Source organism: Armatimonadota bacterium (assembly GCA_039679645.1).
Classification (GTDB): Bacteria; Armatimonadota; UBA5829; order UBA5829; family UBA5829; genus UBA5829.
In genome coordinates this window covers 1-13,736 of record JBDKUO010000008.1, presented here as the reverse complement: position 1 = coordinate 13,736, position 13,736 = coordinate 1, and the positions used below count along the sequence as shown (strand labels likewise).

Below are 13,736 nucleotides of genomic sequence, written 5' to 3'. Positions count from 1 at the left end.
ATCTGCTTCGGGTCCTGTGGCATTTCCTTGAATCGCGGCATTACATCAATCCTCCCATATAGGAGTTCGACAACTATACCGCAAATTCATGTCTCTTCGCTTATTCTTTTTGAGACAGCTTCAGGGTATCCCGAAACAACCTAATTATCTTGGCGATATGTGCTAAACCGGAGATATGCGGTGGCTGATTTCAATTGCTTGACCTTAGAGAATTAATATCATTTTTGGCTATCGAAGCAAGCATGGCTCCAGACCCTAGAAATGCTCCTATGTGACCAGGCAACCGATTCAGTATAGTTCCTATATGAATATACATTGGGATAGATGCAAGAAAAATAAGAATGTAGCCTGTTGCAAAGACTATTCCAATTACTCTTTTGTGCTTCGGGGCAATCCATGCTGCACAGTATATCGTGACGGCAGCACAAATCATATTATTTTGAATGAGAATATACAATCTACTGATTATTCCATCAGGCGCAAAACCAGCTGAACACAAACACATTACACCTATAAAACCAGCTACATAATAACTAGCTACACCACACAAGATACTTCCAGGAAAGAAAAATATCCACCTGAACAATTTATGAAAAACATTTGTGATTTCCATCGATTCTCCTCTCTTTCGGAGAACCTAAACCGCTCGGCTCTCAGTTATAATCTTGATTAGCACCCGGCCGTATTATAGCCAACAAATCCTGATATTGCAAAACAATCTGAAGTATTGATGAAGATATGTTCCAAGCTGCCGGGTTTTATGCAGCCCCTTCCGGGCTCTCCACTCTCGGCTCTCCACTCTCAGCCTCCAAAAAAGCCTTCACCTTCTCCACCTTCTTCGTCCCCTTGCATCGCGGCAGGTATTTGAGGAACTCCTTGCCGTAGAACTTTTTGTGGATTCGAGAGTCCAGGATAGCGACTATCCCGCGGTCAGTTTTGGTGCGGATCAAGCGGCCAAAGCCCTGCTTGAGGCGAATTTGAGCCTGAGGAATGGAGTATTCGATGAACCAGTTGCCGCCCTCATTTTCTATCTGCTCACAGCGGGCCTTATTGGTGGGTGTGTCCGGCACGGCGAAGGGCAGCTTGTCTATAATCACGCATGAGAGCCTCTCGCCCTTCACATCCACCCCCTCCCAGAACGAGTGCACACCCATAAGGCACGTGTCGTCGTTCTCGCGGAATTCGGTGATGAGGCGGTCGTTAGACATATCGCCCTGCTTGAGCAGCCTGAACGGCACTTGGTCGATAAGCCTGTTGAAGACCTCGTTTAGCATTCGATATGATGTGAAGAGCATGAACGCGCGGCCGTTGGTGGCGAGCAGGAGCTGTCTGATCTTATCGGAGAGCGCATCGGCATATTCGGGCGCATTTGACGGGAACGCGAGGTCATCAGGCACATATAGCAGAGCCTGGCGCTCAAAGTCGAACGGCGAGCCTAGGATCAGCTCATTACACTCGGGGGTCCCAAGTCTCTTTTTGAGGTAACAGAATGTGCCTGAGTTGGAGAGAGTAGCGGAGGTCGCTATTATCGGTTCGAGGTTGCCCCACAGCGAGTCGTGCAATATATCCGCCACGTTCACAGGGGACAGGTGCAGGTAGCAGCTCACGAACTTGCCGCCGGAGGGTTTTTCACACCATCTGAAATAGTTGGGTTGGTCCGCAAAGAAAAGGTCCGAAAGCTCACCCCGCATCCGAGCGAGCATCTTTCGATAGCCGTCGAGGCGGTCCTTTAGCTCCGGGTTGTCCTCAGTGTCTTGAGCGAGCAGAGCAGTATTGAGGCCGTCCAGGTGCGTGATGAGCTGGTTTACCGACTCGTCCACCGTGCGCTTCTCGACGGACTCATACATCTCGTCAAAGAAGAACTCCGACCTGTGCATAGAATCGAACGGGCCAAAGAGGGTATTATTCAGGCTGAGAATATACTCAAGCTCACCCTGAGGCACGTCAATTTCTCGACGCTTGCGGATACGGCTGATAAGCTGAGGTATGCGATAGTTTGAGAACTCTATGCCGAAGATGTCGCTCGCCACATCTTCCAAGTGGTGCGCCTCATCAAAGATCACCGCGCCGTAGTCGGGCAGTATGCCGTTCTTGGGGTCGGTCATCTTGAGGCCGAGGTCGCTGAAGAAAAGCGCGTGGTTTACGACTATAATATCCGCCAACTCGGCGGCGCGGCGCATCTTGTAATAGAAGCACTGCTCTGAGTTATAAGGGCACTCCTGGTGCCGGCAGGTGTCCTGATTGCAGCAGACCTCGGACCAGTCGGTGAATGTGAAATCCAGCTCACCGACATCGCCCGTCTGCGTCTGCGATGCCCACTCCTGAAGCTGCTTAAAAATGGGGTCCTCGTGATATATGACCGACTGGGCCGCATGATCGAGTTCCTGGAGGCAGAGAAAATTGCTGCGGCCCTTCATCAGGACGGCTGTAAACGGGTGATCATCCATCACCTGCTGCATCAGGGGTATATCTTTGTTTATGAGCTGACCCTGCAGGTTGATCGTGTGCGTCGAGATAATAATCGGCTTTGTGCCTGATGAATAGATTACGGCAGGTGCGAGATAGCCGACCGTCTTGCCGACTCCGGTCCCCGCCTCTACAAGCAGGTGCTCTTTGTGCAGCATTGCGTCAGCCACAGCCGTAGCCATCTGCAACTGCTCATCTCTATATTCATAACCCTCGCACAGGCGAGCGAACCGCCCATCCGGCCCGAGGCATTTGGTGATTTCTTCAAACATCCTGCACCAATTTTACGCGAACGCGCATTCGGCAGTCAAGGAAAACATGCATCCTCGTAATACTGCCTGATTTCTTTGCGTTTGCTTGCAAGAGCTCATATTTATGATATACTAGGGATTAAGTGTCACAAGAGTGAACAATGAATTTTCGAACAGAGTTGATGCTTTGTTCTAAAGGGGATTTTGGAGGTAATGATGAGGACTAAAATTGCAAGTGTGTTATTATTAGGCTTGTTATGTGTGACTTTAGATGCGACTATGTGTTCGGCTCAGACGCGGACTACACCCGTCGAGGTTGAAAATACTCCTACGGTGCAATCGCAGCAAAACGGCACATGGAGTGTTGGAATTACAGGCACTCCGAATGTAGCCGTGACCAATACACCTAGTGTCAGTGTCACGAACACGCCTTCGGTATCCGTCTCAAACAGCCCCACGGTCAAGATAGATTCTGTGACCAATACAATATCCGCCCCGACCCTGACAAAAGGAGTCAAACTCTGGACAACTGACCCGACGTTTTCCGGCTCATCAAATAGTATTAGTTTCAACTGCAGCGGCTATCGTGAAGTCAAGGTTGTAATCAAAGTCAGTTCTGCTCTAACAAATCCGGAGAACCTGAAGGTCTTTCCCGAATATGACGGCATACCCTCAGGGGGCAGCTTCACACCGGGCTATGTCACTTTTGCCACCCCGACAAACTCAATAATTCAAGGAGCCCCATTCTTACAGTCTTCCGGGGTATGCATGTTCGTAGTGCCGGTGTTGAGCTCCACTATGTGGTTTTATGTTCAGAACGGCACCGGATCATCCGTCACTATCGACTCCGCAAGAAGCTGGGCATGGCTTGTAAATTAATTGTGCGAGCTGGAGGCAAGAAATGAAAGTTATATTTGCATCAGCGCTCGCTATTTATATGCTTGCTGCCTCGCTGGCTTCTTACGCGGCGACCGCATATACCGGCAGCGCACCGTTTAATACAGCGATATCCGGTTTTGCGTTTAGCAAGGTGTTCGACTTTGACTCGTATACCGCGGGGACGAGTGTCACAGCTTGCGGAATGGCGGCAATAAGCGCGCAGGGTCTTGACTGTGACGGTGCGACTACAATAGACCTGCAGCCCGTTGCTGCCGATGCCTACAGCACAGGGTCTACACCCATATCTGTGGGTGTGTCTGGTTCGGAGAACCAGTTTCTGGCTGGCAATGGCGATCACATAACATTTGGCTTCTCGCGCCCGATACACGCATTCGGCATTTACCTGATCGGCAACCCCAGCCCGACGGGTGACCCTGCAATTCCATTCTGGAAGATGCATGCATCCAGCGGGTTTGACGCATACAGCGCAACCGAACCGATTCAGAGCCTGAGTCTGGGCAACGATGTCTACTTTCTTGGGATCGTCTCGCCCGGCAGTCCTTTCAGCCAGATAAATCTCTATTCGGACAATGATCCGGCGGCTGTCTACAGCTTCAGTGTGGACAATATGATTCTAGCAGCCGATGTGCCGCAGTTGACTCTTGCCGAGGCTAAAACAAATGCCTCGGGCGACTTTGTAGTCTCGGATATTATAGTCACGCGTGTGCATGCGGACAGGTTCAATGTAGAGAAATCGGACTGGTCCGGCGGAATGGCGGTTCTTGGCGGAGGCACATCGAGAGATAAAGCAGTCTCGCTTTTCGGCACGATCCAGGATACTGGAGATGATGAGCATGTCCTAAAGCTCGTGCAGTTAATGAACGAGGCGGATTCCACGGCTCCCACTGCTTTGGGTATGAGCTGCAAGTCTGTCGGCGGAGGGTCGAGTGTCGGTCTGCAGATCGGCTGCACAGGCAGCGTCGGGCCAAACAACATTGGTCTGGATGTGGTCGCGTGGGGCAAGGTAACGGCATATGATACGACTCTCGCTCATGCCTGGATAACGATTGATGACGGATCGCATCGAGACAGCGGCATGGGCTCATTGGGAGTGAAAGTCGAAGGCCCTGTATGGGGCGACGGCAGATACATAGGCGAGATGGTGAGAGTTCAGGGCTCAAGCTCTTTATTTAAGTCCGGCTCCGATCACTATCCGCTGATCCGGCTTGCCGAATCGGGTGACATTACACCGTTTACAGGATCATCTTACTAACGGCTTTAGTTTTGCGGAGCGCAATATAAGGGCAAACTGACTCTCGGGGGAATGAGATATGTTCATCCGAGTTGCTGTGTTGAGTGTAGCTATTGCGATTATATCTATGCCCGGGTGGGCAACGCTCGACCCGGGCATTTTGCCGTGTCCCGCCCAAGACAGTGTCGTGGTCGGCCAGTTGGATGCGGACGTTACTGGGGACGGCATCAATGATCGCGTCATACTGATGGGCAGAAAGCTCGATAATGCCGGCCCGTATATAGTCGAGATGTCTATAATCGTCACTGATCTTGACGGTAAAAATGAGCTTTGCACACGGCTGCCGAAAGAGTCGGACAGCGGTTATGATCCTCAGCTTAAGGCCATGGACTTTACCGGCGATGGTGCGCCTGACGTGTTCATTTCCGCTCCTACAGGCGGCAGCGGCGGGAGCATCAACTGTATCGTCTACTCATTCGGCGGCAGGCAGCCCAAACTGCTGCTTGATACGAACCACACCGTTAAACCTGCATTTACGGGTCACTTTCTGTCCGATTACAAGGCTCAGATCGACGTTGATGGAAAGTCGAGCATCATAGACCTTGCGGACCGCACGAAGTACTATGATGAGATGGGCTATTACAAAAACGGCAAGCTCCTGAAATCTGTTGAAGTTTGGGGAGGCGGCTATGGCCTGATTGCTCCCGTCGACGCTGATCACAACGGCGTTTATGAGCTTGAAGCCGTTCAAGAGGTGCGCGGGGCAGCAAATGCAGACCGCATCGCCGAGATTATCTCCCATTTGAAGTGGGAGAAGGGCGGCTGGAGAGTTATGAATGTGCGCATTAAGCATCCAGCCAAATAATCAATCCAAAATACTAAATCTCAAATTCATGCATGCTTGCCGCCGGTTCTTTTTCTTCTGCGGAGGGAGCGGATAGTTGCGGCGCAGCGAACTCCTTGGCCACTTGAGCGAGTTCCTGCAGCCTCTTGTCGACCATAAAGTGGACAGTCCCCTCTGGGTATGCGCCGTCCGGCGTCTTTTCACCTGCGGGTATGCCGGTGATTATCTCTATTCCCTGGTCGATTGTCTCAACCGGCCATATATGAAACCCGCCCTTGCGCACTGACTCGACTATCTCGGGCTTGAGCATCAGGTGGCGGATATTGGAGACCGGGATCATCACTCCCTGCTCACCGGTGAGACCCTTGGACTTGCAGACTGTAAAAAAGCCCTCGATCTTGCGGTTCACACCGCCTATGGGCTGGACCTGCCCGTGCTGGTTCATCGATCCCGTAACTGCTATACCTTGTTTGATCGGAATATTGGCTATAGCCGAGAGCAATACGTAGAGCTCAGCGCATGAAGCCGAGTCACCCTCGACCTCGTCATAGAGTTGTTCAAATGCGATAGTTGCATAAGCAGCGATGGGTTTGTCTGTGGCATACATTCCTTCGAGATAACCGGTGAGGATCATTATGCCCTTGCTGTGGATCGGACCGCCCATCTCGCTTTCGCGCTGGACATCTACTATCTTACCCCTGCCCGCCGCGACTCTTGCTGTGATCCTGGACGGCCTGCCGAAAGAGAAATCGCCGAGGTCGTAGATCGAAAGCCCGTTTATCTGCCCGATTTTGGATTCATCGGCGTCGATCATGATTACGCCTTCGTCGATCAAGCTCTGGACTTTGTCTTCTATCATTCGCGAGCGATACTCTTTCTGCTCCAGAGCTTTTTCGACGTGCTCCGCCATCACGATATCGCTTCCCTCTGCCCAATATGAAGCCTCGCTTGCCAGGTCCGAAATCTCTATAAAGCGGGTGGAGAGGCGGCCTTTGTCCTCGATCAGGCGTGAGCCGTAATCTACGATCTTTGCCACAGCGCTTTTATGGAACGGCTTGAGTTCCAGGTTTTTGCAACAGTCGGCGACGAATGCTGCATATTGCGCCACATGCCTGTCGTCGCGCGCCATCTCGATATCGAAATCGGCCTTGACCTTAAAGAACTTGCGGAACTCCTCATCAAGATAATAGAGCAGGTAATATATATACGGGCTGCCGACCATTACTACTTTGACGTCCAGCGGGATCGGCTCCGGCTTGATTGTGGCTACCGAGATCAGCCCGTACTGGTCGATCAGGTTTTCGGGTGCGGCTTCTTTTGCGCGCAGTATGCGCTTCAGGCCATCCCATGAGAATGGGTTCAAGAGCACATCCAGTGCCTGCACGATCAGGTATCCGCCATTGGCTTTGTGCGCCGCGCCCGACTTGATCATATTGTGGTCGGTGCTCACGAACCCGAACCGCGATTTGTATTCGATCTTGCCGAGCAGATTATTGTATGTAGGGTTGTTCTCACGGATCACCGGCGCGCCGTCGTGATCCTTTTGCGTGAGAAAGACGTTTACCTTGTATCGATCATATGTGGATTCTGCCAATTCTTCGAAAGCAGGAGGCATGCCGGGCTGGACTTTCTTTTCTTGCGAGCGAAAGTCATCAAGGTGTTCGACTATATCGTTTTCGACTTCATTGAGATAATCAAGGATGGCTTTGCAGTCGCCGAAGCCGTTGCACATCTGATATTTCGCTCGAAGGGCTTCAAGTAGATGGCCGACAGCAAAAAGCGCTATCTCCCGGTCAAGATTACGGACCTTGTCCTGAGCTTCCTTTTCCAGCCCGCGCGAGCGTGAGACGAACTGGTTGGTGCTCTCCTGCAGTTTCTGCCCGCGCTGTTTGATATTCTGTTTCCTCTCATCGGGGAGGGCGTCATATTCATCTCGATTATATGCGCGGCCTTCTGGAGTAAGCGGGACCGAGGCTATCCCGACAGGAGTCGCCTCTATACTAAACCCCAGATCGGCAGCTTCTTTCTGAAGCTCAACCAATAGAGCCTCGCGCCTGTGCTGGATATCGTCCATTATTTCACTTTTGCGTTTTCCATAATTTTCACTTTCAAATGCGCGCGGCAGCTCTTCACGGGCGGCTTTTATGAACTCGTCCATGTCATCGGAGAGTTCCGTTCCCTTGCCTGAAGCCACTCCTATTGCTTTAGGATGATACGGGTCGGCAAAGTTGTTGACATAACACCAGTCTTTTGGAGGGGGTTCGTTTTTAGCCTTGGCGTTTATATGCGCCAGCACGCTGGAGTTTCTGCCCGTGCCAGGCTTGCCGGCGACATATATATTAAACCCGTGTGTGCGTATCCCAAGCCCGAAGTCTACTGCACTCACCGCGCGCTCCTGGCCGACTGTTCCTTCGAGCGGGGCGATATCGGCGGTGCTTTCGAACTCCAGATCATCAGGATTGCAGGTATGAGTCAGCTCATCGGCGGATAACTCTCTGATGTCAGCCATGTTCCCTTACCTCCTCGGCATCTCTGAGCGATAGTCGATATCCCTCCAGGTATCATACCTGGAGGGATTGAAATTGAATTCCAGAGAGACTAGAGAAGGTTTACCCAAGCGGACTTGAATGGGAAACAAGCATGAGCTTTTATATAAAGCAAGGTAATGCCATCATTGCAGTCGAACAATATTTTGGAGGCTGACGAATGGACGAGTCTATGTGGAACGGCGTGTTTTGGAACCATATGGTCTATCCCGAGCTATCTTCGGACGATACGGAGGACCCGGCGCTCACCGTAGCGGGTATCCATGAAAAAGCGCTGGGCGGCGATTATCCTGACTATGTCGTTTGCCTGTGTCTGGATGATTATCACACCCTCTCGTCCGATGACCGCCGCGGCGCTCTTAAGGCGGTCAAAAGTGTGATATGTTCCTACCTGCCGCAGCAGAGGCGGGCGCTGCTCGGTTTTGCCCATGCCAACTCTCTCTACTGGTGCGGAAAGCTCGACAGCCTTTTGCAGACTGAGCTTATCAACCAGATGAACTCGCTCCTTAAAAGGATCAATGAATCTTCATCACTCTCAGTAACCATAGGCGTTGCATTTTTGACCGAAGAGTCGATGCAGTCATGGAGGTATGCAGCGCAGCTTGCCGTCGTAGCGCAGCGCGGCAAGGTCCGGTGGGGCAGCAATCGAGTGTTTGTGTATGATGAAGCCGCTATGTCTCCATCTCCGTTTCTGACTACATACTGGCGTCTGGGCGAAAGTCTGTATCGGCTCGTACGCAGCGGTGACGAGACGCTGGTCCGGCCTGTGATGAACGATGTTTCGCACGCCCTCTTTACGACAAGCTATCTGGGTCTGATATATCTTCGACCGATCCTGCAGAGCATGGTTATACTGATGGCGCAGGGGGCGATAGAGGTCGGTGTGGAGTCTACCGAGGCCGCCGCCGATTCGGAGCGTTATCTAAACGAGATCTCGACGACTTATGACTACGCCCGTCTAAAAGATTTGCTTGAAGAGGCTGCCGTGAGCTTTACTGCCAAGGTCCATGCGCGCTTTTACTCATCTGCAAACCAGCTTTCTTCCATAGCGGACTCGCTTATAAAAGGCGATTTATACGATCCCGACCTTGGCCTGCACTATCTGGCTCGCAAACTGGGAGTAAACGCTTCATACCTGAGCCGCGCGTTCAAGAAATCAATGGGCGTCGGAGTGGTCGAGCATATAAACCGGCTTCGGATAGAGAAAGCCCGGCGCCTGCTGCTGGACCAAAACCTTTCCATCACCGATATCGCATTCCGAGTCGGATTCGGAAGCGTGCAGCACTTCGGAAGAGTCTTTCGAGCCGTTGAGTGCGCGTCACCCAGCGAATATCGGTCAAAACATGTTCAGCCTGGGTAAAATCCTGTGTTGCCGCTGTTTCCATAACCGCGCTAGACTGAAGACGGTGAAACTTATGGAGGCGGTAATGGAGACACTGACAAACCAACTCAAAACATTTGCAAAAACTGCTGGAGCCGATCTTATCGGCATAGCCCCGATAGAACGTTTCGAGAGACTTCCGGCCCAGCATCATCCCGACTCGATCCAGCCCGGGGTGCGCTCGGTCATAGTGATAGGCAAACGGATTACGCGTGGCACACTTCGCGGGGTCGAAGAGGGCACCCAGTTCGATAACTATTACTACTATGGCAGTGCATGGCTCAAGATGCGCGTTCTGGCGACGGCTACATTTCGTGTCGCGGAGTTCATCGAGGATAACGGCTGGGAAGCCGTTCCTATTCAGGACCTGCCTGTTGAGGTTCCTCCGATGGGCATAGCAGTCAGGCCGGACCAGCCCGCGCCTAATGTTATGATTGATGTAACGGATGCGGCGGTGCGCGCCGGGGTAGGCGAGATCGGTTACTGCGGCATGTTCCTGACCCCGGAGTTCGGTCCGAGGCAGCGCCTGCAGATAGTCTTGACCACCGCGGAGCTGGAACCGGATGACCTGCTCAAAGACAGTGTCTGCAGCCACTGCCGCGATCATGTAAAGTTCTGTCCCAACGGAGCGATCAGCGCGGACGGCGAGAAAACGATCACTATCTGCGGCAAAGACATGCTCGTAGCTTCGATAGATGACTCCAAGTGCCGTGAATGTAAAAATGGCGCAAACCTCAACAGCGACTACCCCTCAGCCAAAACGGAGCGCTATGGAGCCTTGTGCACTCGAAGTTGCATAGATTATCTGGAAAAGGAAGGCCGCCTGACCAGGGCGTTCCGTAATCCCTTCAGAGTGCGAAAGCCATGGGCAATCGTTCACGAGACGCGTTCACTCCGGCCGGAGGAGATGTAAGATGGAGACGCTTACAAAGGAGCAACTGAAAGAGTTCGCGTATTCTCAAGGGCTGGACCTGATAGGTGTGGCGAACATCGAGCGCTTCGACGGTGCGCCGGCCCGCATGCACCCGTCGTCGATCTATCCCGAGGCCCGCTCAATCATCGTCGTTGGTAAGCGTATATTACGCGGCGGATGGCGAGGCGTTGAAGAGGGGACCTACTGGCCGTCCTACACCACGTTCGACTACTGCGGACTGCTCAACATGCAGTTTATCCAACTGCCAATGTATGAGCTGGCATGTCTCATTGAGGACCATGGCTGGGAAGCGATCCCGTACTACTCCGGCGCATCGGAAATCCAGCCGGACAGGCAGCCCTTGAGAGAAGGCGCTGTAGCTCCCGAAGTGCATTTTGCGATCCGCATTGCGGCTGTAGCCGCCGGGCTTGGTGATATGGGGTGGTCTAAAGTGCTGCTGACGAAAAAATACGGCCCGCGTGTCCGCCTGCATGCCATCGTCACCGATATGCCTCTTGAACCCGATCCTTTGGTCGAACCGGGTTCGATATGCACCAGGTGCATGCGCTGCGTCCAGGGCTGCCCGGGCGCTATCCCGCATATAAGTGAAGGTAAGTCTGTCAAGGTGACAATCGAGGACAAGACCTATGAGTGGGCCGATGTGGATATGGGCAAATGCACACTCTCATATCACGGCGGCGATTCGCGTGTGTCTCCATTTATCCACAAGAGCTTTCCGGGCTGGAACATAGACATCACCAGCCAGGAGATGAGTGAAGAAGCTGCATACAAGTTCTGCTGGCCGATGTCCTTGGGCAGGTGGAGAGAGTCCGCCGAATTCCCCTCAGGCTATATCATAGAGGGGCATGCCATGCTGCACCGGTGGGGCGAAATGGCCAGTTATGGGGTCGAAGCGTCACGAGGATGCATGCGAAGCTGCTTCAACTATCTGGAGAAGCACGGCCTGATCGAGCAGACATTCAAAGACGGTGAGTTCATCAAACGTCCACGCTGGCTTCTTCCCTCAAAAGTGGAGAAAGCCTAACAGTGTCGGGAGAGCGTCCAGCTCTCCTGAACACAACCCTTTATAATTCGCGGGCGAATGCCCCGAAGGCTCAAAGGTGCGGTGAAGTAGATATACCCGCATGCTTCAACGTAGCTCAGAATGCTAAGTTATACTCATCATTAGTGAGCTGTTACTTGGATGCGGTACGCAAGATAAACTCGCTCGCCTGATGATATATGCTGACGTCTATCACAGTCCTGCCGTTTACGATATACGGCGCCTCGCTTATCTGCATCTGCTTGCAGTTCACTGTAGCGACTTTGCTGCCGATCTTAAGCTCGATCTTCATGTCATTGGATATCGCAGTAACGGTGTGATTTTCGCTGTCCCAGAAAAGAATGCCGCTCAGGTTATTATACAGATCTCGAAGCTTGACTTTGCCGGAGGCCGGAGCCGTGCGCTTTTCGAGTTTTGCTCGTGTGTCTTTCTTGAGCTGCGGAGTGCATGCATATGCACGGTTGGAAGCAGACTCAGAGTTGATGTCTTTGACGTAAGGCACTGCGGCCACACGCACGGGTTTCGGATTGGCGGCGAGTGGGGCTACAGGTTCCTGTGCCGAATTGGCGCTATCGCTCATCTCGGCTCTGATGCTTTCCGAACGAATACTTGTGGCGGGAGACATAGCCATTTGAGTCAAATCGCTGGCGATCGCTTCGCTCGATTGCTCGGGCTGTGCAGGTGAGCCTGAAGCCTGCATCGCATGCGGTATAACTGACTTACCCGATGCCGACCACGACGCGTCGACCGGAGCGACGGGTGACGTATATGATTCGAAGTTCCGGATGGGCTCGGCTGTGCGAGCTGAAATAGCGCCCTGTATGGACTCAACCGAACCGGAACGCATTGCCGGAAGCTGAGAGCTAATTATTTGGTTCGGCTTTGCGCTCACAGCGGGTATAGATACTTTTGCCGGTTCGAGCGCAGGAGCAATCTTCGCTATTGGCGCAGCTTCGGCTGTAATGACAGGCTTTACCGCTGAACTCGTTTTGGAATGATACGATCTCTCTATATCAGACATCCTCATCGTTGGAGAGGCAGTTGAAGCCGTCTTTGCATTCGGCACGGACGCGACGGGTGTGGACGGAACTGATGCGCTGGATGCGCCGCTCATCACACTATCGCTGCGGGCCGCGCTGTTTCTTGCAGACGGCACGGATGACGAGCCGGACATAGTCGGAACCGCCTCGGATGGAGACTCATCAAATTGTTCGGGGTTTGAATGTGATTTTACGCTCAGAGACGCTACGACAGGCTTTTCGGCTCCGTTCTTAAATGCTACCTGCACAACAGCCGCGTCGCTCTTGTTTCCCGCTCCATCAAATGCGAACGATTTGATCTCATGATCGCCGTCCGAATAGCCGGTTGTGTCCAAATCATAATCATAAGGCGGTCTGTTCTGAACCAGCTTGAGAGACTTATCTACGAGCAGGCTGACCACGGGAGGCTCGCCGCTGTCGTCATTTGCGTTGAGTTTGAGAGTAGTTACGCCTTTGAGGACATCGCCGTTCTTTATATTTGTGAAGCTGACGGTAGGCGGGCGAAGATCATATTTGCAGTTGCCTACGGTCCCGGTGCTTCTTACGGTCGATATCAGGTCACTGCCTGCATAGATTTTAACTGCCAGGTTATGCGGTCCGTCGGAAAATCCGGCTGTGTCCCACCAGAATGAGCATACTCCGCGGGACTCGGGGCGCACCAATATTTTCTTGGCATGCATCCTGCCGTCGACCCATAGTTCCAGCCGTGTCACACAGAGGTCCGAATGGGTATTGTAGCCGACGGCTACTTCTATATTACGAGCCGTAAACGTCTGGCCGGGCTGCGGAGCAAGCCAGGTAGCCACAGCGGCTTCGACCGCTGATGCGACTACGGAGAGCGTCATGCTCATTGCCACAACCATGCTTACAACTCGTCTGATTTTCCTCTTGTCCATAACCATTTTCCTCATAAGCCCACCGTCCAAACTCTACCATGGAAGTGCCCGAAAGTCAACAATTTGGACAGGAAACGCCAGGGCAATCGCACTAAACGCCTGCAAGTATTCTTGCTAGAAAATCATTATCCCATCCAGCCTTGTTTATCTTTCTTCTAACACTGACTTTCTTTGACGATTCTTTCTTTATGAGATTGTGTGCAAT

10 protein-coding genes are annotated in these 13,736 nt (G+C 52.4%); 6 read left to right on the top strand and 4 right to left on the bottom strand.

Annotated elements, in window-relative coordinates; genetic code table 11:
- Positions 1–190 precede the first annotated feature (190 nt).
- Both ABFD83_01450 and ABFD83_01445 read right to left on the bottom strand, forming a co-directional pair.
- Positions 191–613: a hypothetical protein gene (locus ABFD83_01450; protein ID MEN6355730.1), complete on the bottom strand. Its 423-nt coding sequence runs from the start codon at positions 611–613 to the stop codon at positions 191–193.
- 145 nt (positions 614–758) lie between these two features.
- Positions 759–2,738, bottom strand: coding sequence for a helicase C-terminal domain-containing protein (locus ABFD83_01445; protein ID MEN6355729.1), 1,980 nt, complete (start codon positions 2,736–2,738; stop codon positions 759–761).
- 192 nt (positions 2,739–2,930) lie between these two features.
- Here ABFD83_01445 and ABFD83_01440 point away from each other — a divergent pair, with 192 nt between their 5' ends.
- Genes ABFD83_01440 through ABFD83_01430 form a run of 3 tightly spaced genes read left to right on the top strand, consistent with a single transcriptional unit; the run spans position 2,931 to position 5,713 of the window.
- Positions 2,931–3,596, top strand: a complete 666-nt coding sequence (locus ABFD83_01440) for a hypothetical protein (protein MEN6355728.1) — start codon at positions 2,931–2,933, stop codon at positions 3,594–3,596.
- Positions 3,597–3,618: 22 nt separating this feature from the next.
- Positions 3,619–4,869 carry a hypothetical protein gene (locus ABFD83_01435; protein ID MEN6355727.1) on the top strand — a complete coding sequence of 417 codons (1,251 nt, stop codon included), beginning with the start codon at positions 3,619–3,621 and terminating at the stop codon, positions 4,867–4,869.
- Between the two features lie 58 nt (positions 4,870–4,927).
- Positions 4,928–5,713 (top strand): hypothetical protein, encoded by a 786-nt coding sequence (locus ABFD83_01430; GenBank protein ID MEN6355726.1) that lies wholly within the window; start codon positions 4,928–4,930, stop codon positions 5,711–5,713.
- Positions 5,714–5,726: 13 nt separating this feature from the next.
- Here ABFD83_01430 and ABFD83_01425 read toward each other — a convergent pair whose 3' ends face one another.
- Positions 5,727–8,201 (bottom strand): ATP-binding protein, encoded by a 2,475-nt coding sequence (locus tag ABFD83_01425; GenBank protein MEN6355725.1) that lies wholly within the window; start codon positions 8,199–8,201, stop codon positions 5,727–5,729.
- A gap of 197 nt (positions 8,202–8,398) precedes the next feature.
- Here ABFD83_01425 and ABFD83_01420 point away from each other — a divergent pair, with 197 nt between their 5' ends.
- The 3 genes from ABFD83_01420 to ABFD83_01410 all read left to right on the top strand — a co-directional run bounded on the left by ABFD83_01420 (position 8,399) and on the right by ABFD83_01410 (position 11,577).
- Positions 8,399–9,598 carry a helix-turn-helix transcriptional regulator gene (locus ABFD83_01420; GenBank protein MEN6355724.1) on the top strand — a complete coding sequence of 400 codons (1,200 nt, stop codon included), beginning with the start codon at positions 8,399–8,401 and terminating at the stop codon, positions 9,596–9,598.
- Positions 9,599–9,665: 67 nt separating this feature from the next.
- A complete protein-coding gene (locus ABFD83_01415; GenBank protein ID MEN6355723.1) occupies positions 9,666–10,532 on the top strand; it encodes a hypothetical protein in 867 nt (288 codons plus the stop codon).
- 1 nt (position 10,533) lies between these two features.
- The gene (locus ABFD83_01410; GenBank protein ID MEN6355722.1) at positions 10,534–11,577 is read left to right on the top strand and encodes a hypothetical protein; all 1,044 of its coding nucleotides are present in this window, start codon (positions 10,534–10,536) and stop codon (positions 11,575–11,577) included.
- 151 nt (positions 11,578–11,728) lie between these two features.
- Here the strand turns inward: ABFD83_01410 and ABFD83_01405 are convergent, their stop codons facing one another.
- Positions 11,729–13,531, bottom strand: a complete 1,803-nt coding sequence (locus ABFD83_01405; protein MEN6355721.1) for an Ig-like domain-containing protein — start codon at positions 13,529–13,531, stop codon at positions 11,729–11,731.
- Positions 13,532–13,736: the final 205 nt, after the last annotated feature.

What these genes read in the sequence shown, in the direction of transcription:
- ABFD83_01420 (MEN6355724.1), top strand. Translation starts at nt 8,399, where the DNA reads ATGGACGAGTCTATGTGGAACGGCGTGTTTTGGAACCATATGGTCTAT.
- ABFD83_01425 (MEN6355725.1), bottom strand. Translation starts at nt 8,201, where the DNA reads ATGGCTGACATCAGAGAGTTATCCGCCGATGAGCTGACTCATACCTGC.
- ABFD83_01415 (MEN6355723.1), top strand. Translation starts at nt 9,666, where the DNA reads ATGGAGACACTGACAAACCAACTCAAAACATTTGCAAAAACTGCTGGA.
- ABFD83_01440 (MEN6355728.1), top strand. Translation starts at nt 2,931, where the DNA reads ATGATGAGGACTAAAATTGCAAGTGTGTTATTATTAGGCTTGTTATGT.
- ABFD83_01410 (MEN6355722.1), top strand. Translation starts at nt 10,534, where the DNA reads ATGGAGACGCTTACAAAGGAGCAACTGAAAGAGTTCGCGTATTCTCAA.
- ABFD83_01405 (MEN6355721.1), bottom strand. Translation starts at nt 13,531, where the DNA reads ATGGACAAGAGGAAAATCAGACGAGTTGTAAGCATGGTTGTGGCAATG.
- ABFD83_01435 (MEN6355727.1), top strand. Translation starts at nt 3,619, where the DNA reads ATGAAAGTTATATTTGCATCAGCGCTCGCTATTTATATGCTTGCTGCC.
- ABFD83_01445 (MEN6355729.1), bottom strand. Translation starts at nt 2,738, where the DNA reads ATGTTTGAAGAAATCACCAAATGCCTCGGGCCGGATGGGCGGTTCGCT.
- ABFD83_01430 (MEN6355726.1), top strand. Translation starts at nt 4,928, where the DNA reads ATGTTCATCCGAGTTGCTGTGTTGAGTGTAGCTATTGCGATTATATCT.
- ABFD83_01450 (MEN6355730.1), bottom strand. Translation starts at nt 613, where the DNA reads ATGGAAATCACAAATGTTTTTCATAAATTGTTCAGGTGGATATTTTTC.